Origin of the sequence: Micromonospora sp. WMMD1128 (assembly GCF_027497235.1) — a bacterium.
In the GTDB taxonomy this organism is placed as follows: Bacteria; Actinomycetota; Actinomycetes; order Mycobacteriales; family Micromonosporaceae; genus Micromonospora.
Map to the genome: position 1 here is coordinate 326,294 of NZ_CP114902.1, position 23,802 is coordinate 350,095.

Sequence of the window (23,802 nt, forward strand, 5' to 3'; positions counted from 1 at the left end):
CGCCTTCCGCGCGACGCCGGACGCCTTCCGCGCGACGCCGGACGCCTTCCGCGCGACGCCGGACGCCTTCCGCGCGACGCCGGACGCCTTCCGCGCGACGCCGGGGACGGCGGGGTCGCCGGATGAGGGTGGCCGAGGCCTGGCGGGTGGCGCTGGACGCGCTGCGGGCCAACCGGCTGCGCAGCCTGCTGACCATGCTCGGCGTGATCATCGGGGTCGCCTCGGTGGTGATCCTGGTGGCCATCGGCACCGGCACCAAGCAGCAGGTCGAGCAGCAGGTGGAGGGGCTCGGCTCGAACCTGCTCCTGGTGGTGCCGGGGAGGATCGAGGTGGGCACCGCGCCGGTGGTGTCCCCGCTGGACCTCCGGGACGTCGACGCCGTGTCCCGGGTCGTCGGCGATCCCGGGCGGGTGGCCGTCACGGTGGCCTCCGGCGCGACCGCGCGGGCCGGCAACCGGTCCGACTTCACCACCGTGCAGGGCGTGCTGGAGACCACCCCGTCGGTGTTCACCAGGTCGCTTCAGCGGGGCCGCTACCTGACCGGGGCCGACGTGGACACCAGCCGGCGGGTGGCGGTGCTGGGGGCCTCGGTGGCCCGGGCGCTCTTCCCCGACCGTGACCCGCTCGGCCAGCAGGTGACGCTGGCCGGCGTGCGGTTCCGGGTGATCGGCGTCTTCGCGCCGCTCGGGCAGAGCCTCGGCGTGGACCGGGACGACGAGGTGCACATCCCGGTCACCGCCGCGCAGCGGCTGTGGGGCACCCAGCGGATCGACGGCATCGCGGTGAAGGCGCCCGACCGGGAGCGGATCGACCAGCTCGGCGAGCGGATCGTCGCGGAGTTGTCCCGCCGGCATCCGGACACCGAGTTCAGCGCCGTCACCCAGCAGCAGATCCTCGGCGTGCTCGGCGACATCCTGGGCGTGCTCACCGGCGTGCTGGCCGCCATCGCCGGCATCTCGTTGCTCGTCGGCGGCGTGGGCGTCTCCAACATCATGTTGGTCTCGGTGCGCGAGCGGACCCGGGAGATCGGCCTGCGCAAGGCGGTCGGCGCCCGCCCCCGGGACATCGGCGTGCAGTTCCTGCTGGAGGCGGTGCTGCTCACCTCGATCGGCGGCCTGACCGGAATGGCGCTCGGGGTGGGCACCGCGCTGCTCGTCGACGTGTTCTCGCCGATCCCGGCCGCGATCACCTGGTGGTCGCTGGCGCTCGCCTTCGGCGTCTCGGCGGCGGTGGGCATCGTCTTCGGGGTGGTGCCGGCGCAGCGGGCCGGGCGGCTCGATCCGGTGGTGGCCCTGCGCGCCGAGTAGGTGGATTCGGACGAGCCACCCGTCCGGGCGAAAAAGCCCTGGTGAACGCTCGTCCCACGGTGGTCAAAGGTGGGAAGGGATCGCGCAGGTCACAGCCGTCCCGCTACCGTACTGGTTACACGCGCGTCGCTCGTCGAGGCGGGAGCACCTGCCCGGTGGCACGCGCCGGGCACGGGAATGGGTCGGTGAGCCATGGCCGGGTCGCAGTCCGACGCACGGCTGTCGGATGTCAGGTTCCTGACCGTCGCCGAGGTGGCGACGGTCATGCGGGTCTCCAAGATGACGGTCTACCGTCTCGTGCACAGCGGTGAGTTGACCGCGGTGCGGGTCGGCCGCTCGTTCCGGGTGCCCGAGCACGCCGTGCACGAATACCTCCGGGGCGCCTTCCAGGAGTCCGCCTGACGCAGCCGGCGACCGCCCGCCGAGTGTGACGAAAAGGGGCAGCGACGGGGGCGCGTTGGTCCGACTGACGCGCTGCGGCTACCCTGGAGCCCGACCGAGATCGCACCCTGGTGTGCCCTGCCCACCTCGCTGGTCCGGTCCGTTGTCCGCAAGCGGGCACGGCGCCACCGGCGGTGGCGTCTCCCGGTCCGCCCCGCACGTTGCATCGAAAGGCTGTCGTATGGGCTCGGTGGTCAAGAAGCGCCGCAAGCGCATGGCTAAGAAGAAGCACCGCAAGCTGCTGCGCAAGACCCGCGTCCAGCGTCGCCGTCTCGGCAAGTGACCGGCGCCGGGCGTTGACCCGGCACCGGCACCACTTGCCAACTGTCGACCCTCGGAGGCTCAGGTGATCAGGCCGCGGACGTCCCGGCTCGATCCTGCCGGCCGCGTAAGGCGCACGACATGACCCTCGGCGGCACCTCAGGTGCCCCGGGGGTCGTCGTCGTCACCGGGGTCGGTCGCTTCCTCGGCGCGAACGTGGCCGCCCGGCTCGCCGCCGATCCGCGCATCGAGCGGGTCATCGGGGTCGATCCGGCCCCGCCCAACCCCGAGTTGGCCGATCTGCTCTCCGACGTCGAGTTGGTCCGCCTCGACCTCGACTCGCTCGGCGGTCTCCTGACCGACCTCGACGTCGACGCCGTGGCGCACCTGGCGCTCGTCACCGCCCCCGACGGGCAGCACGGCGGCCGGGCGGCGATGAAGGAACAGAACGTCATCGGCACCATGCAGTTGCTCGCCGCCTGTCAGCGGGCACCCCGGCTGCGCCGGCTGGTGGTCCGCTCGTCGACCGCCGCGTACGGGGTGTCGTTCCGCGACCCGGCCGTCTTCACCGAGGACACCGAGCCGCGTGAGGTGCCGCGCGGCGGGTTCGGCCGGGACATCCTCGACATCGAGGGATACGTACGCGGATTCCGCCGCCGTCGGCCCGACGTCACCGCGACCGTGCTGCGCTTCGCTCCGTTCATCGGCTACACCGCCGACACCACGCTCACCCGCTACTTCGCGCAGCCGGTGGTGCCCACCATCTTCGGACGCGATCCGCGCCTGCAGTTCCTGCACATCGACGACGCGCTGTCCGTGCTGCACCGGTCGGTCGCCGAGGAACACCCAGGGACGTTCAACGTCGCCGGGCCGGGGGTGCTGTCGCTGTCGCAGGCCATCCGCCGGGCCGGCCGGGTGGCCGTGCCGGTGCTGGAGCCGGGCCTGGCCGGGGTGGCCGCGGTCGCCCGCACCCTGGGCTTCGGCCGCTACGGTTTGGATCAGGTCGACCTCTTCGTGCACGGTCGGGTGGTGGACACCACCCGACTGGAGCACGAGTTCGGCTTCACTCCCCGCTCGACCGCCGCCGCCTTCGACGACTTCATCCGCGCCCACCTCGGCGGGGTGGTGGTGACGCGGGATCAGCTCGCCGCCGCCGAGCACCTGGTGCTGGAGAGCATCCGCCAGGTCCGCTCGACCGTCCGGGAGCGCTCGTGAGCAGCCCGGAGGAGCGGCGCGACGTACCGCTGACCGTGCCCGAGCCCGGCGCGGAGCCGGCGCGGCGCAACGGGCACCGGCCGGTCACCGAGCCTGCCGCCCCGACGGTTGGTCGACCGGTCGCCAAGAAGGCCGTCGCGAAGAAGGCGGTCGCGAAGAAGGTCGTGGCCGGGCGGGCGGGGGCCGGCGAGGTGTCGGGACCCGCCGGGATCGCGACGCCGCCCGGGCCGGCGGTGGCCGACCGGCCGGGGGACCAGTGGGACCGACGGGTCGCGCGGGGGCTCGCGTTCCTGCGGCGCCGGCTCGCCGGTGACTACGAGGTGGACGAGTTCGGCTTCGACCCCGAACTCACCGACGCGGTCTTCCACCCGCTGGTCCGGCTGCTCTACCGGGACTGGTTCCGCACCGAGGTCGGTGGCATGGAACACGTGCCGGCCGAGGGCGCCGGCCTGGTGGTGGGCAACCACTCCGGCACCGTGGCGCTGGACGCGTTGATCCTCTCCACCGCGCTGCACGACCAGCACCCGGGGCGCCGCTACCTGCGCCTGCTCGGCGCCGACCTGGTCTTCCGGATGCCCGTCGTCTCCGAGCTGGCCCGCAAGACCGGTGGCACGGTGGCCTGCAACCCGGACGCCGAACGGTTGCTCGGCAACGGCGAGCTGGTCGGCGTGTTCCCGGAGGGCTTCAAGGGGATCGGGAAGCTCTACTCCGACCGCTACAAACTCCAGCGGTTCGGCCGCGGCGGTTTCGTCTCCGCCGCGTTGCGCACCGGTACGCCGATCGTGCCGGTGGCGATCGTCGGCGGCGAGGAGATCTATCCGATGCTCGCCGACATCAAGCCGCTCGCCCGGCTGCTCAAGCTGCCGTATTTCCCGGTAACGCCGACCTTCCCCTGGCTGGGGCCGCTGGGCATGGTGCCGCTGCCGAGCAAGTGGTTGATCGAGTTCTGCCCGCCGATTCCCACGGCGCACCTGCGTGACTCGGCGGACGACCCGCTCGTCGTGTTCAACCTCGCCGACCAGGTGCGGGAGACCATCCAGCAGACGTTGCACAAGCTGCTCGAACGCCGCCCGGACCCGTTCGGTCCCTGATCGGCGGGGCCGGCGCCCGGCCCGTGCTCAGGCGCGCTGGCGGCGGCGGTGCAGCGCCAGCCCGGCGGTGACCGCGCCGGCGAGCAGCCCGGCCGCGGCGGTCGAGTGTCCGGCGATGCGCGCGGCCCGGCGCCCGGTGCGGAAGTCCCGGACGTCCCAACCCCGTTCGCGGGCCCGCCGCAGCAGCGCCGGATCGGGGTTGACCGCCACCGCGCGGCCCACCGCGGAGAGCATCGGCAGGTCGTTCGCGGAGTCGCTGTAGGCCGTGCAGCGGGCCAGGTCCAGCCCTTCCACCGTGGCCAGTTGGGTGACCGCCTCGGCCTTCGCCGGCCCGTGCATCAGGTCGCCGACCAGCCGGCCGGTGTACGCGCCGTCGACCACCTCGGCCACCGTGCCGATCGCACCGGTCAGGCCGAGCCGGGCCGCGATCACCCGGCCGATCTCCACCGGGGCAGCGCTGACCAGCCACACCCGCTCACCCGCGTCGAGGTGACGCTGGGCCAGTCGGCGGGTGCCGGCCCAGATGCGGGGCGCCATCAGCTCGTCGAAGATCTCCTCGGTGAGGCGTTCCACGTCGTCGACCCGCCAGCCCCGCACGAATGCGAGCGCGGCCTCCTTGGCCTGCGACACGGTGCCGGCGTGCTCGGTGGCGAGCAGCCGGAACCGGGCCTGCTGCCAGGCGAACCGGGCCAGGTCACCGGCGGTGAGGTAATTCCGGGCGGCCAGCCCGCGGGCCAACCAGTAGATCGACGCGCCCTGCATCATGGTGTTGTCGACGTCGAAGAACGCGGCGGCCGTCGGGTCCGGCGCGACCGGGGTCACGGTTGCCGCCGGGGTCGCCGCCCAGCCGGCGGTGTGACCGTGGACGTCGGTGCTGACCGTCACCTTGCGGGATTCGGTCACGGCACCTCCCTCGACGACCGCACGAACATTCCGGGTCGAGCGTATCCGGCTCGTCGTGACTGTCTGGTGGCCGCGAGCGGAAGTGTGGCCGCGTGCGCTCAGCGTTCGCCGGGGCAGATGGTGGGCGCGGGTCCGAGCGTGTCGGCGACCGACGGCGCGGGCAGCCCGCAGGCGATCGCCTCGCGCAGCGCGTCGGCGCGCCGGCCGGCCGCGTCGAGCAGGGCGAGCGAGCGGCGGGTCCGGTCCCGGTCGGCGTGGTCGGGCCGGTCGAGCAGGCCGCTGACCATCCGGCGCTGGCCGGCGAGGAAGGTGTCCACGGCGTCCAGCGCGGTCGGGTCGGAGCGCTGTGCGGCCACCGTGGTCAGCAGGCGTACGCCCTGTCGGGTGTCCGCGTCCATGTCGTCGAGAACGGCGCTGAAGCCGAGCCGGTCGTCGCGGACCGAGGCCGCCTCGTCGAGCCGGGTCCGGGCGAAGTCGAGGAAGAGCTGCCCGCGGCTGATGTCCGACTTGGCGAGCGCGAGCTGGGCGCGTTCGGTGGACCTCTTCATGCCGTAGAGGGCGTCGCCGGGAAGCGCGTTCTCGCTGGCGGCGGAGATGCCGGAGAGCGCGATCGCGCCGGCGGCCACGCCGACCAGGATCGCGCCGCGGGCACGGGCGCGGCGACCGGTGATGGCCGGCAGCAACGCGCCGCGCAGGCCGGCGGTGGCACCGGCGCCCGCGGTGACGCCCTCGCGTTCGGCGGTGGCCACGAGCATCGCCCGCAGGCTGGTGCGGAACTCGGAGTCGACCTCGACGGTGGGCCGCTCGACGGTGAGCCGCCGGCCCACCGCGACGAGCGCGGTGAGTTCGCCGTCGGCTCGGGACCGGACGTGGTGTCGGCGTCCGCCGTTGGCCTCGTCGAGGAGTTGCGCGAAGCGCTCGGCTCGCCGACCGGAGAAGAGGTCACTGTCCACCGCGGGCACCCCCTTCCGCTGGTCACGGCCGGGCGGCCGTCGTCGTCACCAGCGACCCGTGGCAGCGTGTGGCACAGTGCCGACCGGAACGGCCGACCTGACCCGCCGGACCGGGTGGCCCAGGGGACGCCGGGACAACCACTGGTCGCACCCGGAGAAACGGTTCGCGCCGGTCGCCGGTTACGGCCGGTTCGGGGGCGAAATCACCGGGTGTGATGGCGAACGCGGAGCGTGTCGGGCACACGTCACCCACCGGCGCCCGCGCCGGTGGGTGAGGGGATCTGCCGCTGTCAGCCCTGGAAGCCGTCGGGCAGCAGCCGGGCCAGGGCCCGCACCGCCCGGTATTGCAGGGCCTTGATGGCACCCTCGTTCTTGCCCATGGCACGGGCCGTCTCGGCCACCGAGAAGCCCTGCAGGAACCGGAGCACGATGCACTCCTGCTGTTCCGGGTTCAGTTGCTTGACGGCGGTGAGCAGGGCGACGTTGGTGATGTGCTCGACCACCGCCGCCTCCGGGCTGCCCTCCGGGCCGCGGTCCTCCCGGTCGGCGTCGAGGACGTCACCGGTGCTCACCTCCAGCCGGTAGCGCCCGGACTTGAAGTGGTCGGCGACCAGGTTGCGGGCGATGGTGACCAGCCAGGCGCCCAGGTCGCGACCCTGCCAGGTGAAGCTGCCGATCCGCTTGAGCGCCCGCAGGAACGTGTCGGAGGTGAGGTCCTCGGCGAGTTGGCGGTTGCCGACCCGGAAGTAGACGAACCGGAAGACGGTGTCGACGTACCTGTCGTAGAGCAGGCCGAACGCCTCGGCCTCGCCGGCCTGCGCCCGTTCCACGAGCGTCCATACCTCGGTGGCCGGGTCGGACGGGTCGGGGCGGCTCGGGAAGCCGGTGGCCGGCGTGGCGGTGGGGACGGCCGGCAGCACCGCGGTGTCGCCGGCGGCCACCGCGGGGAACACGGCGGTCTCGGCGGCCGAGGGCTCGGCGCTTGTCGCCGCGTCGCCGCGCCGGGCCTGGGTCGGCGGGACGGGGCGGGCCGGCGCGCCGAGGCGGCCGGCGGCGGGCTTCGCGTTGGCGCCGGGCAGCGCCGGGCGCACGGGTGCCTCGTTGCCGTGGTGCGCGCGGCTGCGCGTTCGTCGTCCCTCGCCGCGCACGGCGAGCAGGCCGTCGGGGCGTGGGGCGGGATCGGCGCGCTCGTTGAGCGGGTTCCGCTGGCTCGGGCCGACCACTCCGGCCGGCCGTTCCGCGTAACCGAACGTGGTCACCGTGCCTCCCCGGTCCAGGTGGGCAGCGACCGCGCCGGGCGCCCCGGCGTCGCCGCGGGGTCGGGTACGACCCGGTCGGGCGCGGCCGGTCCGGGACGTGCCGACGGGCGGCAGATCCCCTTGAGGTGCTGGTCCAATGCGCTCACGGGCACGGGGGCCTCCTCGGGCTGAGGGGTGTCGACTCACAGCAAATGGGGTGAGCCGACCCGAGTGATGATAGGCCCAACGTCACCCGCGCGTGGCAAGTCCGTTACACAGAGCGGAAGTATTTCCCGCCCGGTGGCACTGCCGGCGGACCGGCTGTCCGTCGCCCGTGGTTGACTTTCGCCTCCGAACCTGGTTTCGACGGAAGTCCAGGTCGGACCCAATTTTCTTTCCGCTCGGCGTGTCGTGGCGGCGACCCGGCCGGTCAGGTCCGGAACGCGCCCGGGTGGCCCGGGAAGATCGAGCTCCCATCGTCGGGATTCCCACCCACTGTTAGTTGCGTATGTGGCGCGGACCGCCGGCCCGTCGGTGTCGGCGCGTAATCTGAGCCGGTCCGCGCCCCACTCGCAGTCGACGCCGACCGAGCACCGCAGGAGGCACCAGATGTCAACCGACCCGCGGCTCATCCTGATCACCCGGCCCGGCTGCCACCTCTGCGAGGACGCCAAGGCCGCGCTCGACCGGGTGGTGGCGGTCACCGGCGATCGCTGGGTGGAGAAGGACGTGACAGGCGACGTCGAGATGGAGCGTGACTACGGCGACCGGCTGCCGGTGGTGCTGCTCGACGGCAAGGAGCACGGATACTGGCGGGTCGAGGAGGACCGGCTGCTGCGGGACCTGACCACCCCGCAGCTCTGAACTATGGTGCTGAGGTGACGAGGACGCGTCGCCACCTGGTGTGGGACTGGAACGGCACCCTGCTCGACGACCTCGACCTGGTGGTGCGGGCCACGAACGTGGCATTCGCCAGCGCCGGCGGCCGGGCGGTCAGCGCCGACGAGCACCGGGTGCGGTTCCGCCGGCCGATCGCCGACTACTACGCCGAGATGCTCGGCCGGGCCGTCGACGACGAGGCGTTCGGCGCGCTCGACCGGATCTTCCACGACGCCTACCGGGCCGGGTTGACCAGCTGCGCGCTGGCCGCCGACGCCACCGCCGCGATCGCCGCCTGGCCGGGCAGCCAGTCGTTGCTGTCCATGTGGTTCCACGACGAGTTGGTGCCCACCGTGCACACGTACGGGCTGACCCCGCACTTCCGCCGCGTGGACGGGCTGCGCGCCGCGGTCGGCGGCGGGCACAAGGCGCAGTGGCTGGAGAAGCACCTCGCGGAGCTGGGGCTCGACGGTCGGGACGTGGTGCTGATCGGTGACTCGCTCGACGACGCGGACGCGGCGACCGCGGTCGGCGGCGCCGCGGTCCTCTACACCGGTGGCATCTCCGACCCGGCCACGCTGCGCGCCAGCGGCCACCCGGTGGCCGACACCCTCACCGCGGCGGTACGGATGGCCCGCGCCCTGCCCTGACCGCGGGTCAGGCGCGCAGGTGGGCCAGGACCGCGAGCACCCGGCGGTGGTGGGTGGTGGCGTCCGGGGGCAGGTCGAGCTTGGTGAAGATGTTGCGCACGTGCTTCTCGACCGCGCCGTCGCTGACCACCAGGGCGCGGGCGATGGCGGTGTTGGAACGGCCCTCGGCCATCAGCGCCAGCACCTCGCGCTCGCGCGGGGTCAGCGCCGCGAGCGGGTCGTCCCGCCGGCGCCGCACCAGGAGCTGACTGATCACCTCCGGATCGAGCACCGTGCCCCCGCCGGCCACCCGGGCCAGCCCGTCCAGGAACTCGTCGATCGCGGCCACCCGGTCCTTGAGCAGGTAGCCGATCCCGCCCCCGGCGCGGCCCGCGGTGTCCAGCAGGTCGTCGGCGTACGACACCTCGACGTACTGGGACAACACCAGGACCGGCGTGCCCGGCACCCGACGGCGGGCCTCCACCGCCGCGCGCAGTCCCTCGTCGGTGTGCGACGGCGGCATCCGCACGTCCACCACCGAGACGTCCGGCCGGTGTGTGACCACGGCCTCGACCAGGGCGTCCCCGTCGCCGACGGCGGCCACCACCTCGTGCCCGAACTCGGTGAGCAGCCGGATCAGCCCCTCCCGGAGCAGTACGGCGTCGTCCGCGATCACCACCCGCATGGGTCCGGTGTCTATCACGTCCGGGGCCCGCGGCGCTGCCTCCGGCGGCCCTCAGCGTCGTCCGGCGGCGTCGGCGGCCGGCTCCGGGCCGACCGACGTCACCGGGGCAGTTCCGCGTGGACCCACGTCGGCCCGCCGGCCGGACTGGCCACCTCCAGGGTGCCGCCGGCGGCCCGCACCCGGTCGTCGATGCCGCTGAGCCCGTGCCCCTTGGCCAGGTGGGCGCCGCCGATCCCGTCGTCGGTGACGGTGATCTCCAGCCGGCCCACCTTCCGGGTCACCTCCACCCGGCAGGCGGTGGCCCGGCTGTGCTTCGCGACGTTCGTCAACGCCTCGGCCACCACGAAGTACGCGGTGCTCTCCAGACCCGGGTCGAGCCGGCCGCCGGCCCGACCCAACTCGTCGTCGACGAGCAGCTCGGTCGGCACCAGGGCGCGGGCGGCGAGCGCGGCGAGCGCGCTCGGCAGCCCCCGGTCGACCAGGATCGGCGGCGCGATGCCGCGGGAGAGGGCACGCAGCTCGTCGAGCGTCTCCCGGGTCTGGGCGACCGCCTCGTCCAGGGTGCGCCGGGCCGCCTCCGGGTCGGCGGCGAGCTGGTGGCGGGCCCGGCCCAGGTCCATGGCGAGTCGGACCAGGCGCTGCTGCGGCCCGTCGTGGATGTCGCGCTCCAACCGGCGCAGGGCGACCGCTTCGGCCGAGGCGGCGGCCCGCTTCTGCTCCTCCAGCGTGATGATCCGCTGCCGCATCTCGGCCACGCCGGTGAGCAGGGAGTACGCCAGGCCGGCCTGGATCCGGGCCAGCCCGCGGGCGACCAGGGGGAGGGTGAAGAGCGCGAACAGCCCGATCGCGGTGTTCAGTGCGATCCGCGCACCGGCCCCGTCACCCATCCCGAGGAAATAGCTCAGGTGCTGGTCGTCCGGCCCGCGCGGGATGGACCAGTCGTACAGGCCGTAGAACGGGCCGGCCAGCGCCACCGCCCACCACACCACCATGATCACGAACGTGGGCAGGGTCACCGGGAACCGGAGGAACGCGTGCAGCAGGTCGAGCCAGGACTGCGGGTCACGCATCGGGGTGAATACCCGCCGCCAGAACCGGGCGCCACGGCCGGGCACCAGGTAGACCGGGCGGACCCGGGGTCGGCCGAGCACGCCGGGGAGCCGGAGCCGTTCGAGGTCGGCCAGCCCGCGGGCCGCGTACAGCAGGCCCGCGAGGACCGGCAGGCCGAGCGTGGTGACCAGCAGCCCGGCGGTGAGCGAGATCCCCGCGATGACGAGCACGAAGCCGACAATCGCGAACGGAAGGCTGAAGATCACGTACCCGGTGTCGTTCCCGAGCTGGCGGAGCAGGCCCCGGACGGGCGACGAGGGGGCGGGCGCGGCGGCCGACGGCATGGCGGTCATGGTTCGAGGCTAGGAGCGCGGACCCGGCCGGCCCATCCCGCGCGCCGGTGCATCCAGGGTGGGGTTCTCCCTACCGGGAAGTGAGAAGCGCCTCGCTGCGCCGGTCACTGAGCGCTACCGGGCGCGCGCGATTGGTCAGAGAAGTCTGGATTGAGCAATAATCGCCACGCGCTGCGGGGAAGGCGCGGTTGATCGATCTTGTGAGAATGGAGGGGCAGGTGGAGTGGCGTCGCGAGTCATCAAGATCGCGATTTGTGCACCTCTTCACAAGCGCCTACTCTGTAGTTCCGACGCGCCCTGCTAGCACAGCCGGCAACAACGGTCGCCAGCGGGAGTCCCGAAACGACCGGCCTCCGACGCTGGTCGAGGATCGCACCGCACGGAGTCTCATGAGTCAGCACCGTCCACCCGGCGCGCCCGGCCGCACCGGTGCCGTACCGGCGCTTCCGGAGCTGCCCGAGGCGACCGTGTCCCGGCTTCCGGAATACCTGCGCGCGTTGCACGCGCTCGCCGACGCCGGTCACGAGACCGTGTCGAGTGAGAGCCTGGCCAGCGCGGTCGGCGTCAACTCGGCGAAACTCCGCAAGGACCTGTCCCACCTCGGCTCGTACGGCACCCGGGGCGTCGGCTACGACGTCGCGCTGCTGATCGATCAGATCTCCTCGGTGCTCGGGCTCACCCAGTGCCGGGCCGTGGCCCTGGTCGGGGTGGGTAATCTCGGTCACGCCCTGGCCGGCTACGACGGCTTCGCCAGCCGCGGATTCCGCATCGCCGCGCTCCTCGACGCCGACCCGTCCCGCGTCGGCGAACAGATAAACGGGTTGGTCGTGCGGCACGCCGACGAGCTGCCCCAGGTCGTCGCCGAGGAGTCGATCTCGATCGGCGTGATCGCCACCCCGGCGCCCGCCGCCCAGGCCGTCGCCGACCAACTCGTCGCCGTCGGCGTGACGAGCATCCTCAACTTCGCGCCGTGCGTACTCTCGGTCCCGGACGGGGTCGACGTGCGCAAGGTCGACCTCGCGATCGAGCTGCAGATCCTGTCCTTCCACGAGCACCGCAAGGCGTCGTTGACCGCGCTGCCCGCCACCGGCGGGCCCGGTCTCACCGCCCTGCCCGGCGGGCTCGCGGCCACCGACACCCAGGAGGCGATCGGCACGTGAAACTGCTCGTCGTCGGCGCGTCCTACCGCACCGCCCCGGTCGCCACGCTTGAGCAACTGGCCGTCCCGCCCGCGGACCTCACCCGCACGCTGGACCGCCTCGTCGCCCAGCCGTACGTCGCCGAGGCGGTCCTCGTCTCCACCTGCAACCGGGTGGAGGTGTACGCCGCGGTCTCCGGGTTCCACGGTGGGCTCGGTGACATCTGCGCGGTCCTGGCCGAACAGGCCGGCTGCCCGCCGTCGGCGCTCGCCCCGCACCTCTACGTGCACTACGACGCCGCCGCCGTCGATCACGTCTTCCGGGTCGCCACCGGGCTGGACTCCATGGTGGTCGGCGAGGCGCAGATCCTCGGCCAGCTACGCGACGCCTACCATTCGGCCGGCGGCGCCGAGTCGACCGGCCGGCTGTTGCACGAACTGATGCAACAGGCGCTGCGGGTCGGCAAGCGCGCGCACACCGAGACGAACATCGACCGGGCCGGACAGAGCGTCGTCACCGCCGCCCTCGGCCTCGCCGCCGACCTGCTCGACGGCGACCTGACCGAACGACCCGCCATGGTGGTCGGCGCCGGGGCGATGGGCTCGCTGGGCGTGGCGACCCTGTCCCGGCTCGGCGCCGGACCGGTCGTCGTCACCAACCGGGGCGCCGCCCGCGCCGTCCGCCTCGCCGAGTCCTACGGCGCGACCGCCGTGCCGATCGCCGAGCTGGTCGAGTCGCTGTCCACGGTGGACATCGTGGTCGCCGCGACCGCCGCCACCGAGCCGGTGCTCACCCGGGACGTGGTGACCCGGGCGCTGGCCCGCCGGGGCGCCGACCGGCCCTCGCTGGTCCTGCTCGACCTCGCCGTCCCGCGTGACGTCGAGGCGGGCGTCGCCGAGCTGCCGGGCGTCGAGGTGATCGACATCGACCGGATGGCCGCCGTCCTCGCCGACGGGCCGGCCGCCGCCGACGCGGCCGAGGTCGGCCGGATCGTCGCCGGTGAGGTCGAGGCGTTCCTGAGCTGGCTGCGCGGGGCTGACGTGGCACCCACCGTGGCCGCCCTGCGCGGCCGGGCCGACGACGTGGTCACCGCCGAGCTGCGCCGGCTCGGCCAACGCCGACCCGACCTCAGCGACGACCAGCGCGCCGAGGTGGCCCGCACCGTGCACCGGGTGGTCCAGCGCCTGCTGCACCAGCCGACCGTGCGGGTCCGCCAGCTCGCCGCCGAACCCGGTGGCGACCAGTACGCGGCCCTGCTGCGCGAGCTGTTCGACCTGGAAGTGCCACAGACGTCCCCGGTCGACACCGTCCCCGACGTGGTGGCCACCGACCTCGACGGCCGGTCGTCGTTCGACGCGGCCGACGTCCCGACCTCCGGAGGTGCGCGATGACCGCCCCCCTGCGCCTCGGCACCCGGGGCAGCGTCCTGGCGATGGCCCAGTCCGGCCACGTCGCCGACGCCCTCACCGCGGCCACCGGCCGCCCGGTCGAGCTGGTCGAGGTGGTGACCGCCGGGGACCGCTCCACCGCCCCGGTGCAGCGGCTCGGTGTCGGCGTCTTCGTGTCCGCCCTGCGGGACGCGCTGACCGCCGGTGAGATCGACTTCGCCGTGCACTCGTACAAGGACCTGCCCACCGCGGCGGCGCCCGGTCTGCACATCGCGGCCGTGCCGCCCCGGCAGGATCCACGGGACGCGCTCGTCGCCACCGGCGGCCGAACCCTTGCCGAGCTGCCGCCCGGCGCGCGGATCGGCACCGGCGCCCTGCGCCGGATCGCCCAGCTGCACGCGCTCGGCATGCAGTTCGAGGTCACCCCGATCCGGGGCAACGTCGACTCCCGGGTGGGCCGGGTGCTCGGCCCGGACGCCGACTTCGACGCCGTCGTGCTGGCCCGGGCCGGGCTCGCCCGGATCGGCCGCGCCGACGTCATCACCGAGACGCTCGACCCGATGCTCATGCTGCCGGCGCCCGCACAGGGCGCGCTCGCGGTCGAGTGCCGGGCCGACGACCACGACCTGATCGAGCTGCTGGCGCGGCTCGATCACGCGCCGTCCCGCGCCGCGGTCACCGCGGAACGGGCACTGCTGGCCACCTTGGAGGCCGGGTGCAGCGCACCCGTGGCCGCCTACGGCGAACTCGCCGAGGGTGAGACCGGTGAGGAGATCTACCTGCGCGGTGCGGTGATCAGCCCGGACGGTTCCCGTGACCTCCGGCTGTCCCGCACCGGAACGCCCGCCGACGCGGCGGAGATCGGCAAGGCTCTCGCCGCCGAACTCCTCGAACTCGGTGCCGACTCGATCCTCGGCCAAGAAGGACACGCCGGCCCGGGGACCCAGCAACTTGGGAGCACAGAATGACCCGCACCCGTAAGCCCGTAGGCCGGATCGCTTTCGTCGGGGCCGGCCCCGGCGACCCGGGCCTGCTGACCCGCCGGGCGCTCGACGCCCTGGTCGAGGCCGACCACGTGGTGTACGACCGGGGAGTCCCCGAGTCGCTGCTGACCCACGTACGCGCCCAGGCCCGGTCCGACGCCGAGTTCAGCCCCGCCGAGGGCGTGCCGGGGGACGTGGCGAAGGTGCTGATCTCCGCGGCCCGCTCCGGCCAGAACGCGGTGCACCTGGTCGCCGGTGACCCGTTCGGCCACGACTCGGTGGTCAAGGAGGTGCAGGCGGTGGCGCGCACCGCGGCCCACTTCGAGGTGGTGCCGGGCGTCGGCCAGGCCGAGGGCGTCGCCACGTACGCCGGCGTCCCGCTGCCGGGCGTGCGCACCGCCGCCGACGTCGAGGACGTCACCGCGCTGGACTTCGACGCGCTCGCCACGGCCGTGGGCCGGGGCTCGCTGGCGCTCGCGGTGGACGCCGGTGACCTGGCCGCCGTCCGGGACGGGCTGCTGGCGGCCGGGGTCGACGGCGCCACCGCGGTCGGGGTGACCGGCGACGGCACCGGCGAGACGCAGTACACCACCACGTCGAGCGTGGACTCCTTCGTCGCGGCGGCACTCGGCTTCACCGGCCGCGTCGTGCTCACCGTCGGCGCGGGCGTCACCGACCGCGACAAGCTGAGCTGGTGGGAGAACCGCCCGCTGTACGGCTGGAAGGTGCTGGTGCCCCGCACCAAGGAGCAGGCCGGCGCGATGAGCGCGCGGCTGCGCGCGTACGGGGCGATCCCGTGCGAGGTGCCGACCATCGCGGTCGAGCCGCCCCGCACCCCGGCCCAGATGGAGCGCGCGGTCAAGGGCCTGGTCGACGGCCGGTACGCCTGGGTGATCTTCACTTCGGTGAACGCGGTCCGGGCGGTCTGGGAGAAGTTCGCCGAGCACGGGCTGGACGCCCGGCACTTCGGCGGCGTCAAGATCGCCTGTATCGGTGAGGCGACCGCCGACGCGGTCCGCGCGTTCGGCATCCAGCCGGAGCTGGTCCCGGCCGGGGAGCAGTCCTCCGAGGGCCTGCTGGCCGAGTTCTCCCCGCACGACGAGATCCTCGACCCGGTCGGCCGGGTGCTGCTGCCCCGCGCCGACATCGCCACCGAGACGCTTGCCGCCGGCCTCACCGAGCGGGGCTGGGAGGTCGACGACGTGACCGCGTACCGGACCGTCCGGGCGGCGCCGCCGCCGGCCGAGATCCGCGACGCGATCAAGTCGGGCGGATTCGACGCGGTGCTCTTCACCTCGTCCTCCACCGTTCGGAACCTGGTCGGCATCGCCGGGAAGCCGCACGCGCGTACCGTTGTTGCCGTCATCGGGCCCAAGACGGCGGAGACCGCGACGGAGTTCGGCCTGCGGGTCGACGTGCAGCCGCCGCACGCCTCGGTGCCCGACCTGGTGGAGGCGCTCGCCGCCTACGCCGTCGAGCTGCGCGAGAAGCTCGCCGCCATGCCGGCGAAGCAGCGCCGCGGCTCGAAGGTGCAGGGCCCGACCGCCCTGAGGTTCCGCTGACAGGAGGACCCCTCATGCCGTACCCCGAGATCCGGCCCCGCCGGCTGCGCCGCAACGCGGCCGTGCGGCGGCTGGTCTCCGAGACCCGCGTCGCCCCGGCCGAACTGGTCATGCCGATGTTCGTCAAGGAGGGCCTGACCGAGCCGCGGGCCGTCGCGTCGCTGCCGGGGGTGCTCCAGCACTCCCGGGACTCGCTGCGCAAGGCGGCCGTCGAGGCGGTCCAGGCCGGGGTCGGCGGGATCATGCTGTTCGGGGTGCCGGCGACGCGGGACGAGACCGGCTCCGGCGGCCTCGACCCGGCCGGCATCCTCAACGTGGCCATCCGGGACGTGATCGCCGAGGTCGGTGACGCCACCGTGGTGATGAGCGACCTCTGCCTGGACGAGTTCACCTCGCACGGGCACTGCGGCCTGCTCACCCCGGACGGCGGCGTGGACAACGACGCGACGCTCGCCGCGTACGCCGAGATGGCGGTCGCCCAGGCCGACGCCGGGGTCCACATGGTCGGGCCGTCCGGGATGATGGACGGCCAGGTCGGCGTGGTCCGCAAGGCCCTGGACGCCGCCGGTCACCGGGACGTCTCGGTGCTGGCGTACGCGGTGAAGTACGCCTCCGCCTTCTACGGCCCGTTCCGCGACGCGGTGGAGTCGGCGTTGGACGGCGACCGGCGCACCTACCAGCAGGACCCGGCGAACCTGCGGGAGTCGCTGCGCGAGGTCGAGCTGGACGTCGCCGAGGGCGCCGACATGGTGATGGTCAAGCCGGCGCTGCCCTACCTCGACGTGGTGTCGGCGGTCCGGGCCGCGGTGGACGTCCCGGTCGCCGCCTACCAGGTCTCCGGCGAGTACGCGACGGTCGAGGCCGCCGCCGCCAACGGCTGGGTCGACCGGGAGCGGGTCATGCTGGAGACGCTCACCTCGATCCGCCGGGCCGGCGCACAGATCATCCTCACCTACTGGGCGGTCGAGGCGGCCCAGCTCCTCCGCCAGCGTTACTGACCGTACGGGCGGCGCCGGCGGGCGGCCCGGAGCGCCTCGCCCCACCAGGTCAACTCGCCGAGCGTCGCGTCGGCGGCCCGCTCCAGTGGCCCGTCGGCAACCAGCCGCCCCTGCCGGTCGAGGCGCTCCCACGGCGCGGTGAGCACCACGCCGCTGCGGGTGGTGGTGGCGTGCAGCTCGGCGAAGACCAGCCGGAGCTGCTCGACCGCGCGGATCCCGCCCGAGCCGGCGCCGTACGAGACGAACCCGACCGGCTTGGCCACCCACTCCCGGTGATGCCAGTCGATGGCGTTCTTCAGGGCCGCCGGGAAGCTGTGGTTGTATTCGGGCGTGACCACGACGAAGGCGTCCGCGGCGCCGAGGCGGCCGGCGATCGGGCTGGCCGGGTTGCCGCCGGGCGGAGTGTAGGCGAGCGGAAGCGGCACCTCGGCGAGGTCGACCAGGTCGATGCGGAGGCTGTCGTGGCGGCCGGCGTGGTCGACGAACCAGTCGGCGATCATCCGACCCATCCGGGGCTGGCGAACGCTTCCGACGAGCACGGCGAGGGTGAGCGGTGATTCCTGGGTCGTCTCTTGCGTCGTCATGGGTTGGACGCTAAGACTTGAACAATTGTTGAAGTCAAGCACTCGCGGGAGTGGGCGTGACCATGCTGACGGTGGGCGAGGTGGCCCGGGAGAGCGGTGCCAGCGGCTCCGCGATCCGCTTCTACGAGCGGCAGGGCCTGATCGCGGCCAGTCGCACCAGCGGTAACCAGCGCCGGTTCGGTCCGGACGCCGCGTGCCGGGTCCGGGTCGCCCGGGTGGCGCAGCGGATCGGCCTCACCGTCGGTGAGATCCGCGACCTGCTCGCGGCTCTGCCGCCGGAGCCGGACCTGGCCGACTGGCAACGGCTGCACGACCGGCTGACCGCCGACGCGGAACGACGGATCGCCGAGCTGCACACCGCACTCGACGACATCCGCTCCGGTCGCCGGCTCTGCGACCTGTGACCCTGTAATCTGACACCCCCCACGCCGCCACGCCGCCACGCCGCCACTCCGCCACTCCGCCGCGCCGGCCGTCCTCCGACTCCGTCTCCACCCGCTTTCGCGCGCTGCGGCCTGCGCGCTCCCCAGCCATGCGCCCGATACGCTCACGTGCCGCGGCCTACCGTGCCTGTCCCCGCTGCTTGCCCGCGCTCTGTCGTGACGTGTGATATCCCGCTCTCGTGCATCGGTCACCAGCTTCGGCCGGCCATCCTGGCCATGCTCGGCGGCCTTTCCGTACCGCTCGATCTGCTGCAGCGATTTCGTCACAGGGAGTCGCATTTCCTTCGCCTGTGGGCCTCGTCGTCCACAGACTTTGCTCTGCAGCCATCGAGTCAGCAGTAACCGCTGGTGTCTGCTGCGCCGGTGGCTGCAGAGCAAAGTCAGCGAGAGGTGATGTCGGTGGGCGTTCAGGACTGTCCTATTTTGAATCATTAGAGGCATTGGTCATGGCGCATCGATCGCCACGGCGGTCGGTGCGCGTCACTTTGGGTGATGTTTACATTCTGTGACTGCCATTCGGCCCGCGTACCCCGTGGGTCGTGATGGGGTGATCGGCGGATGCCGGGTTTTCCACAGTCGGGGAGGGCGGGGTTGCCGTGGCACCCGGGGAGGCGCGAGCGTGGCGGGGTGACCGACACCGCCGACGCCGCGCCTGAAGCGGCCACCGCGCCTGAAGCGGCTACCGCCCCCGAAGCGGCCACCGTGCCGGAGGTGACCGCCGCGCCGGGGGCGGCCTGCGCGCCGGCCGCAGACGAGCGGCCGGCGTTGCTCACCGAACCCTTCGACATCCCCTTCCCGGCCGCCGGGATCGTCCGTGCGGTCCGCCGCCGCGCCGACGCCAGCCAACGCGAGCTGGCCCGGTTCGCCGGGGTGCACCCGACCACCGTCGGGCGGATCGAGGCGGGCACCCTGGCACCCAGTCTCGCCATGCTGTCGCGGATCGTGGGTACGGCCGGCTTCCGGCTCGTCGTCGTCGACGAGGCCGGCACGGTGCTCAAGCCGATGCGTGACCGGGCCGACCTGCGTGACGGCGCCGAGCGGCGATATCCGTCCCACCTCGACATCGTCACCGACCCGGAGCCGGGGGAGTGGTGGGCCGACAGGTACGGGCTGGCCCGGCCGCCGGAGACGTTCTACCGCGACCGGGCCGTCCGGGACGCCCTGCGGCGCCGCAGCCAGTGGGAGGTGCGGGTGGCCAAATACCGCAACGTGCCGCCCCCGAAGGACCCGCAGCGGTGCGGATACCGCGGCGGCCCGCCGATCCGCTGGAGAGCGAAGTGACGGGCCGCCGCGCGCAGCGCCGATCAGTCGTCGTTCAGGATCGTCCCTACCGCGGACGGGTCGGCGAGCCGGAGCCCCGGCACCCCGGCCACGTACAGCGTGAGCCGCTCGTCCGCCTCGCGTTTGCGGTCGCCGCGCACGGTGACCGGGAAGGCCAGCGAGGTCCGGCCCGGGGCCAGGATCCGGCAGCCCACGTACGGGTCGTAGTCCGAGCCGGCCTGAGCCGTGGTGCCGTAGGTGGTCGCGCAGATCAGGGCCGGCTCGGAGAGCGGACGGGACACGGTGACCGTGAACGTCATCGTGCTGGTGCCCTTGTCGCCCTCGGTCACCGAGGTGTCGGCCACCCGCAGCGCGGCACGCGAGGCGAACCGGGCCACCTGGGGGTCGTGGTCGCTGGCGCCCCGGTCGCCCAGATCCGTGGCGTCCGTGGGGTAGTCGGCGTTGATGTGCGCCGTACGCACCTGCACCAGGTCGTCGTGCATCGGGTCGTTGACGAACATGTTGTCCAGGGTCTGCGCCTGCCCACTGAAGGTGTACGAGTAGGCCGACGCCGGAGCGTCCGCGACCAGGTCGTCCCAGAGGTTGTGCAGGCCGGCCTGGTAGAGCGGGGCGAGCTGGTCCGACAGGGTCGGGTTCTGCCCGGTCGCGATCGGGTCGTCCGGCCGCGGGAAGACATTCAGGTCGCCGCCGTAGACCACCCGCGCGTTCGGGTCGGTGGCCTCGACCGCCCGCACCAGCGCGGCCCCGTACGCCGCCTGCTCGCGGCGCTGCCCGACCCGGCTGTCCGGGCCGGACGAGAAGTGGTTGGCGACCGCCCAGAGCGTGAACCGCTCGGCCGAGCCGGGCGCCGCCTTCACGGTGAACCGGGCCAACTGCGCCGCGCGGGTGTAGACGTTGCTGCCGTCCACCCCGGTCGACCTGTCGACATCGGCCGGCAGCACCGCGTTGAACGCCTTCGGGTTCTGCACGTCCGCGTTGGACGGCAACGCGGCAGACCGATACTGGACGGTCGGCGCGGACCCCAGCAGCGGGTCACCGGCGGTCGCGGAGGCCAGCGCCAGCCGGTCGGTGCGGTAGAGGAAGGCCGAGACGATGCCCCGGGCGTCCGCGCCGGTGCGGTCGTACGCGGCGGCGTAGACCGGGCCGCCGGCTGCCGCGACGGCCAGCGCCAACTCCTGCACCGTGTCCGGCGCGCCGTCGGCGTCGTTGCTGTCGCCGCAGGCCAGGTTGCCGTCGACCACCGAGCAGATGTCCTGGTCCTCGGCCTCCTGCACCAGGATCAGGTCCGGGCTGTGCAGCGAGTGGACGATCTGCCGGGCCTGGGTGGCCAGCTTCGCGGCGTACGCCTCCGGGCTGGCCGGCACGTAGTCGAACGGCGGGCTGACGCCGGGACAGCCGCTGTTGCCGGCGAAGTCGCAGCCGTCGAACGGGTCGTCCCGGTAGTCGTACAGGTTCTCCACGTTGTAGGTGGCGACCGCCACCTCGCTGTTCCGGTCCGCCGGGCGCGGCGGGTTGTTCTCCGCCGGGTCCGCGCCACCGGTGAGGGTGAGCTGTTCGGGTTGCACGCTGTACTTGCTGAACGCGTACGAGACGGCGCCGTAGGCGTCCTCGGTCAGCGTGTCGAACGTGCGGGCCTCGGGCAGCAGCGCGCCGGAGTCGGCGGCGGTCGCCTTCACGCCACCGGCCCCCAGCAGGATCCGCTGGTTGTTCCCGTTGTCGAAGAGCGTGCCCGGGATGTCGTCAAGCGGGTGCGCGTCGCGGAACACCCGACGGGCGTACGGGTCGGACCGCTTCATGATCGGGTCTTCGCGGTCCAGCACGTAGATCTCCGAGTCGGCGGTGGAGGCGTAGATGTGCCGGGGCGCGGAGACGCCACTGCCGGCGCGAACCCGCATCCGTTCGCCCTCGTGCCGTTCCCAGAACAGGTCGGCGGCGTCCGCCTCGGCCGGCGGGACCGCGTCGGTCACCCCGACCACGGAGTCCACGTCGAGGCCCGAGTCGAGCTTGCGGACCAGCGAGGCGCCGGAGAGTTGGGTCTGGTCGAAGTATTCCGAGACCCGGCCGCGCAGCACGACCTCGTCGCCGACGGTCGGGGCGTAGCCGCCGATCAGCGTGGTGAACGAGCCCATGAAGACGTAGAGGCCGTCCGAGGTGAGCGGGTCCCCGTCCTCGCTGCCGAGCCGGCTCTGGAGATAGAAGCCCCACTGGTCCGCCCCGGCCGAACTGCGGGTCAGGGACCTGCTGGTGATCACGCCGCGGACGTCGTACAGCATGGGGCTGGTGCCGTTTCCGGTGGCCGGCGCGAGCGGCGACCGGTCGGTGCGCCCGCTCTCGTCGTCGGTGGTGCGGCCCTGCACCTCGCCCACCGACAGCACGCTTGTCGCCTGCACCGCGAGCGTGCAGGTGGCGGTGCCGCCCTCGGCGTCCGTCGCGGTCACGGTGACCGTGTAGCTGCCGGCCGGCAGGCCGGTCGCGGTCAGCGTCGCACGGGCCGTGCCGCCGACCCCGGCCGCGGGGGTGAACGCGGTACGGCTGATCGAGCCGCTCACCGGGGCCGGGGCGACTCCGGTGACGGCGAGGTCGGTGACGGTGTCGTCGGCGTCGGTGGCGGTCACCTCACGGGTCGCGGTGGCGCCCGCCTCCACGATGAGCGCGCCGCCGCACGCAAGCGTCGGTGCCTGGTCGACCGGGCCCCCGCCGTCGACGGCATGGCTGCCCAGCCCGTCGAACGTGTCGGTGGCGAAGCCGGCCCACTGGGCGGCCGGGTCGAACGGGTCCGTCGGGTCGGTGTCGCCGGCGCTGACCGAGGGCAGCCGGCGCAGCGTGTTGTCGGCCGTGCTGGTGAGCCCGCTGCCCCACTCACTGCCCGGGTCGACGCCGACCTGGCCGATGGAGTCGACCACCGTGTCGCCCCTGCGCAGCACGATCGCGTCGTCGCCGTTGAACAGCGCCCCGCCGTACGTCTGGTCGGCCTGGGCGAGGATCGTCGGGGTGGCCGCCGAGGCGGCGAAGACGAACACGTCCCCGGTGGCAACGGTGCCGCTCAGCGCCACGTTCGTCGAGGTGGTGGAGCCGTTGAAGAAGATCTGGAGCTGGTAGCCGCCGGCGGCCAGGTCGACCGGGCCGCCGGTGCCGTTGAACAGCTCGACGGCCTTGTTGTTGGACGACCCTTCGACGTATTCGGAGATGAACAGGTCGGTGGGCGCGGCGCTGGCCGCGGGGGGCACGACCACGATTGCCGTGGCGGTGACGGCGGCAGTGGTCGCGAGCACGGCCAGTGTGCGGCGCGGGCGCATGGAGCCTCCACGATGGGTGGTCGGGAACTAACGCACGTTAAGGGCCGTGGCCGTCCGTCGTCCATCCTCCGGGCGGCCGTTTGGTGAAGAGGTGTCAGCGGTGACTGTCCAGCCGGTGCACCAGCTCGGCGACGTCCACACCGTATTCGCACCAGTCCCGGTCCGGCTGGTAGCCCAGCTCCGCGTTGACCTTGAGCATCGACTCGTTGGCCTGCGCGTTCCAGGTCTGCACCTCGGCCACCTCGGGCTCGGCCGAGCGCAGCTCCAGCAGCATCCGTGCCTTGATGGCACGGTCGATGCCGAAACCGCGGTGCTCACCGACCACGATGGTGTCGTACTGATCGGCCCGCGTCGGGTGCTGTGCCGGCACCACCACCTCGGTCAGCCCGGCCACCTCGCCGCTCTCCTCGTGCAACGCCAGCACGATGTACGGCTTCATGCCCCGCCGGTGCAGGGTGGCGAGGCTGTCCCGGAGCCGCTCGGGATCGTAGGAGCTGGGGCGCAGCTCGCCGTCGTCCATGTCGCGCACCTCGGCCTTGGCCCGCGCGTACGCCTCGATGAGCTCGTCCGGCGGCCCGCCCGGGCAGAACTCGACGTGGTAGCCCGCGCTCACCTCGGTGGCCATCTCGGTCAGCGCCGGCCAGTCCACCCCGCTCAGGTCGAGCACGCTGCGGGTCTCGACGTATTCCCGGGTGAAGCCCAGCGCCTCGTAGAACGCCAGGGCCGGGGTGTCGCCGACCACCTCCACGCCGATCGACTGGAACCCCTCGTCCCAGACCCGGCGGGCAGCCACCCGCACCAGCTCGCGGCCGAGCCCGGTGCGCCGCAGCGCCGGATGCACGAGCACCTCGAGCACGCCGATCCCGCCGAGCAGCAGCACGTGCACGTGCCCGACGATCCCGCCGGGGCTGCCGTCCGGCGCCGGATCCTCCTGGGCGACCCAGGAGATCCGGCGTTCGCCGGGCATCACCTCGGACAGGTATTCCCGTAGGAAGCTCACCCGCCAGGGCGGATCCTGCGGCAGATCCGCCGCCAGGACCGCGTTCAGCGTGTCCAGCAGTGACGTGATCTCGGCGGACGACGCTGTCCGAGGGTCCCACTCGCGCACCATCACCCGTCTAGC

At 73.3% G+C, this 23,802-nt stretch carries 22 protein-coding genes; 14 read left to right on the plus strand and 8 right to left on the minus strand.

The window, feature by feature from the left end:
* Positions 1-122 precede the first annotated feature (122 nt).
* The 5 genes from O7602_RS01610 to O7602_RS01630 all read left to right on the plus strand — a co-directional run bounded on the left by O7602_RS01610 (position 123) and on the right by O7602_RS01630 (position 4,315).
* Positions 123-1,307: an ABC transporter permease gene (locus O7602_RS01610; RefSeq protein WP_281586482.1), complete on the plus strand. Its 1,185-nt coding sequence runs from the start codon at positions 123-125 to the stop codon at positions 1,305-1,307.
* A gap of 192 nt (positions 1,308-1,499) precedes the next feature.
* Entirely contained in the window at positions 1,500-1,709 is a 210-nt protein-coding gene (locus O7602_RS01615) for a helix-turn-helix domain-containing protein (protein WP_013288759.1), read from the plus strand.
* Positions 1,710-1,929: 220 nt separating this feature from the next.
* Positions 1,930-2,031, plus strand: a complete 102-nt coding sequence (locus tag O7602_RS01620; RefSeq protein ID WP_007465623.1) for an AURKAIP1/COX24 domain-containing protein — start codon at positions 1,930-1,932, stop codon at positions 2,029-2,031.
* Between the two features lie 119 nt (positions 2,032-2,150).
* Positions 2,151-3,224, plus strand: a complete 1,074-nt coding sequence (locus tag O7602_RS01625) for an NAD-dependent epimerase/dehydratase family protein (RefSeq protein ID WP_281586483.1) — start codon at positions 2,151-2,153, stop codon at positions 3,222-3,224.
* 209 nt (positions 3,225-3,433) lie between these two features.
* Positions 3,434-4,315 (plus strand): lysophospholipid acyltransferase family protein, encoded by an 882-nt coding sequence (locus O7602_RS01630; RefSeq protein ID WP_281590060.1) that lies wholly within the window; start codon positions 3,434-3,436, stop codon positions 4,313-4,315.
* A 27-nt stretch (positions 4,316-4,342) separates the two neighbouring features.
* Here the strand turns inward: O7602_RS01630 and O7602_RS01635 are convergent, their stop codons facing one another.
* The 3 genes from O7602_RS01635 to O7602_RS01645 all read right to left on the minus strand — a co-directional run bounded on the left by O7602_RS01635 (position 4,343) and on the right by O7602_RS01645 (position 7,430).
* Positions 4,343-5,218 carry an HAD-IB family hydrolase gene (locus O7602_RS01635; protein ID WP_281586484.1) on the minus strand — a complete coding sequence of 292 codons (876 nt, stop codon included), beginning with the start codon at positions 5,216-5,218 and terminating at the stop codon, positions 4,343-4,345.
* A 98-nt stretch (positions 5,219-5,316) separates the two neighbouring features.
* Positions 5,317-6,171, minus strand: coding sequence for a DUF5667 domain-containing protein (locus O7602_RS01640; protein ID WP_281586485.1), 855 nt, complete (start codon positions 6,169-6,171; stop codon positions 5,317-5,319).
* Positions 6,172-6,461: 290 nt separating this feature from the next.
* Positions 6,462-7,430 carry an ECF subfamily RNA polymerase sigma factor, BldN family gene (locus tag O7602_RS01645; RefSeq protein ID WP_281586486.1) on the minus strand — a complete coding sequence of 323 codons (969 nt, stop codon included), beginning with the start codon at positions 7,428-7,430 and terminating at the stop codon, positions 6,462-6,464.
* A 588-nt stretch (positions 7,431-8,018) separates the two neighbouring features.
* Between O7602_RS01645 and O7602_RS01650 the strand changes: the two genes are divergently transcribed.
* Both O7602_RS01650 and O7602_RS01655 read left to right on the plus strand, forming a co-directional pair.
* Positions 8,019-8,273 carry a glutaredoxin family protein gene (locus O7602_RS01650; protein ID WP_281586487.1) on the plus strand — a complete coding sequence of 85 codons (255 nt, stop codon included), beginning with the start codon at positions 8,019-8,021 and terminating at the stop codon, positions 8,271-8,273.
* Positions 8,274-8,287: 14 nt separating this feature from the next.
* The gene (locus O7602_RS01655; protein WP_281586488.1) at positions 8,288-8,938 is read left to right on the plus strand and encodes an HAD hydrolase-like protein; all 651 of its coding nucleotides are present in this window, start codon (positions 8,288-8,290) and stop codon (positions 8,936-8,938) included.
* A gap of 7 nt (positions 8,939-8,945) precedes the next feature.
* Here the strand turns inward: O7602_RS01655 and O7602_RS01660 are convergent, their stop codons facing one another.
* Positions 8,946-9,602, minus strand: coding sequence for a response regulator transcription factor (locus tag O7602_RS01660; RefSeq protein WP_281586489.1), 657 nt, complete (start codon positions 9,600-9,602; stop codon positions 8,946-8,948).
* A 98-nt stretch (positions 9,603-9,700) separates the two neighbouring features.
* Positions 9,701-11,005, minus strand: coding sequence for a sensor histidine kinase (locus O7602_RS01665; protein ID WP_281586490.1), 1,305 nt, complete (start codon positions 11,003-11,005; stop codon positions 9,701-9,703).
* 389 nt (positions 11,006-11,394) lie between these two features.
* On the opposite strand from O7602_RS01665, the gene O7602_RS01670 reads away from it, so the two are divergent.
* Genes O7602_RS01670 through hemB form a run of 5 tightly spaced genes read left to right on the plus strand, consistent with a single transcriptional unit; the run spans position 11,395 to position 17,075 of the window.
* Positions 11,395-12,165, plus strand: a complete 771-nt coding sequence (locus tag O7602_RS01670) for a redox-sensing transcriptional repressor Rex (protein ID WP_281586491.1) — start codon at positions 11,395-11,397, stop codon at positions 12,163-12,165.
* Positions 12,162-13,535, plus strand: coding sequence for a glutamyl-tRNA reductase (locus O7602_RS01675; RefSeq protein WP_281586492.1), 1,374 nt, complete (start codon positions 12,162-12,164; stop codon positions 13,533-13,535). Before O7602_RS01670 ends, O7602_RS01675 begins: the two co-directional genes overlap by 4 nt.
* On the plus strand, positions 13,532-14,500 hold the full coding sequence (hemC, locus tag O7602_RS01680) for a hydroxymethylbilane synthase (protein WP_281586493.1): 969 nt from the start codon (positions 13,532-13,534) through the stop codon (positions 14,498-14,500). Before O7602_RS01675 ends, hemC begins: the two co-directional genes overlap by 4 nt.
* Positions 14,497-16,077, plus strand: coding sequence for a uroporphyrinogen-III synthase (locus O7602_RS01685; protein ID WP_281586494.1), 1,581 nt, complete (start codon positions 14,497-14,499; stop codon positions 16,075-16,077). Before hemC ends, O7602_RS01685 begins: the two co-directional genes overlap by 4 nt.
* A gap of 14 nt (positions 16,078-16,091) precedes the next feature.
* Positions 16,092-17,075 (plus strand): porphobilinogen synthase, encoded by a 984-nt coding sequence (gene hemB, locus O7602_RS01690; RefSeq protein ID WP_281586495.1) that lies wholly within the window; start codon positions 16,092-16,094, stop codon positions 17,073-17,075.
* Here hemB and O7602_RS01695 read toward each other — a convergent pair.
* Entirely contained in the window at positions 17,069-17,659 is a 591-nt protein-coding gene (locus O7602_RS01695; RefSeq protein WP_281586496.1) for an NAD(P)H-dependent oxidoreductase, read from the minus strand. The two genes, hemB and O7602_RS01695, sit on opposite strands and share 7 nt — an antisense overlap.
* 62 nt (positions 17,660-17,721) lie before the next feature.
* On the opposite strand from O7602_RS01695, the gene O7602_RS01700 reads away from it, so the two are divergent.
* Both O7602_RS01700 and O7602_RS01705 read left to right on the plus strand, forming a co-directional pair.
* Positions 17,722-18,063 carry a MerR family transcriptional regulator gene (locus O7602_RS01700; protein WP_281590062.1) on the plus strand — a complete coding sequence of 114 codons (342 nt, stop codon included), beginning with the start codon at positions 17,722-17,724 and terminating at the stop codon, positions 18,061-18,063.
* A 666-nt stretch (positions 18,064-18,729) separates the two neighbouring features.
* Positions 18,730-19,383, plus strand: coding sequence for a helix-turn-helix transcriptional regulator (locus O7602_RS01705; RefSeq protein WP_281586497.1), 654 nt, complete (start codon positions 18,730-18,732; stop codon positions 19,381-19,383).
* 23 nt (positions 19,384-19,406) lie between these two features.
* On the opposite strand, the gene O7602_RS01710 is transcribed toward O7602_RS01705, so the two are convergent.
* On the minus strand, positions 19,407-22,679 hold the full coding sequence (locus tag O7602_RS01710) for a lamin tail domain-containing protein (protein WP_281586498.1): 3,273 nt from the start codon (positions 22,677-22,679) through the stop codon (positions 19,407-19,409).
* Between the two features lie 94 nt (positions 22,680-22,773).
* Positions 22,774-23,790 carry a GNAT family N-acetyltransferase gene (locus O7602_RS01715; RefSeq protein WP_281590064.1) on the minus strand — a complete coding sequence of 339 codons (1,017 nt, stop codon included), beginning with the start codon at positions 23,788-23,790 and terminating at the stop codon, positions 22,774-22,776.
* Positions 23,791-23,802 lie beyond the last annotated feature (12 nt).

Coding starts and splice junctions, on each gene's coding strand:
- O7602_RS01610 (WP_281586482.1), top strand. CDS start 123: ATGAGGGTGGCCGAGGCCTGGCGGGTGGCGCTGGACGCGCTGCGGGCC.
- O7602_RS01615 (WP_013288759.1), top strand. CDS start 1,500: ATGGCCGGGTCGCAGTCCGACGCACGGCTGTCGGATGTCAGGTTCCTG.
- O7602_RS01620 (WP_007465623.1), top strand. CDS start 1,930: ATGGGCTCGGTGGTCAAGAAGCGCCGCAAGCGCATGGCTAAGAAGAAG.
- O7602_RS01625 (WP_281586483.1), top strand. CDS start 2,151: ATGACCCTCGGCGGCACCTCAGGTGCCCCGGGGGTCGTCGTCGTCACC.
- O7602_RS01650 (WP_281586487.1), top strand. CDS start 8,019: ATGTCAACCGACCCGCGGCTCATCCTGATCACCCGGCCCGGCTGCCAC.
- O7602_RS01660 (WP_281586489.1), bottom strand. CDS start 9,602: ATGCGGGTGGTGATCGCGGACGACGCCGTACTGCTCCGGGAGGGGCTG.
- O7602_RS01665 (WP_281586490.1), bottom strand. CDS start 11,005: ATGACCGCCATGCCGTCGGCCGCCGCGCCCGCCCCCTCGTCGCCCGTC.
- O7602_RS01670 (WP_281586491.1), top strand. CDS start 11,395: ATGAGTCAGCACCGTCCACCCGGCGCGCCCGGCCGCACCGGTGCCGTA.
- hemC (WP_281586493.1), top strand. CDS start 13,532: ATGACCGCCCCCCTGCGCCTCGGCACCCGGGGCAGCGTCCTGGCGATG.
- O7602_RS01685 (WP_281586494.1), top strand. CDS start 14,497: ATGACCCGCACCCGTAAGCCCGTAGGCCGGATCGCTTTCGTCGGGGCC.
- hemB (WP_281586495.1), top strand. CDS start 16,092: ATGCCGTACCCCGAGATCCGGCCCCGCCGGCTGCGCCGCAACGCGGCC.
- O7602_RS01695 (WP_281586496.1), bottom strand. CDS start 17,659: ATGACGACGCAAGAGACGACCCAGGAATCACCGCTCACCCTCGCCGTG.
- O7602_RS01700 (WP_281590062.1), top strand. CDS start 17,722: ATGCTGACGGTGGGCGAGGTGGCCCGGGAGAGCGGTGCCAGCGGCTCC.
- O7602_RS01710 (WP_281586498.1), bottom strand. CDS start 22,679: ATGCGCCCGCGCCGCACACTGGCCGTGCTCGCGACCACTGCCGCCGTC.
- O7602_RS01715 (WP_281590064.1), bottom strand. CDS start 23,790: ATGGTGCGCGAGTGGGACCCTCGGACAGCGTCGTCCGCCGAGATCACG.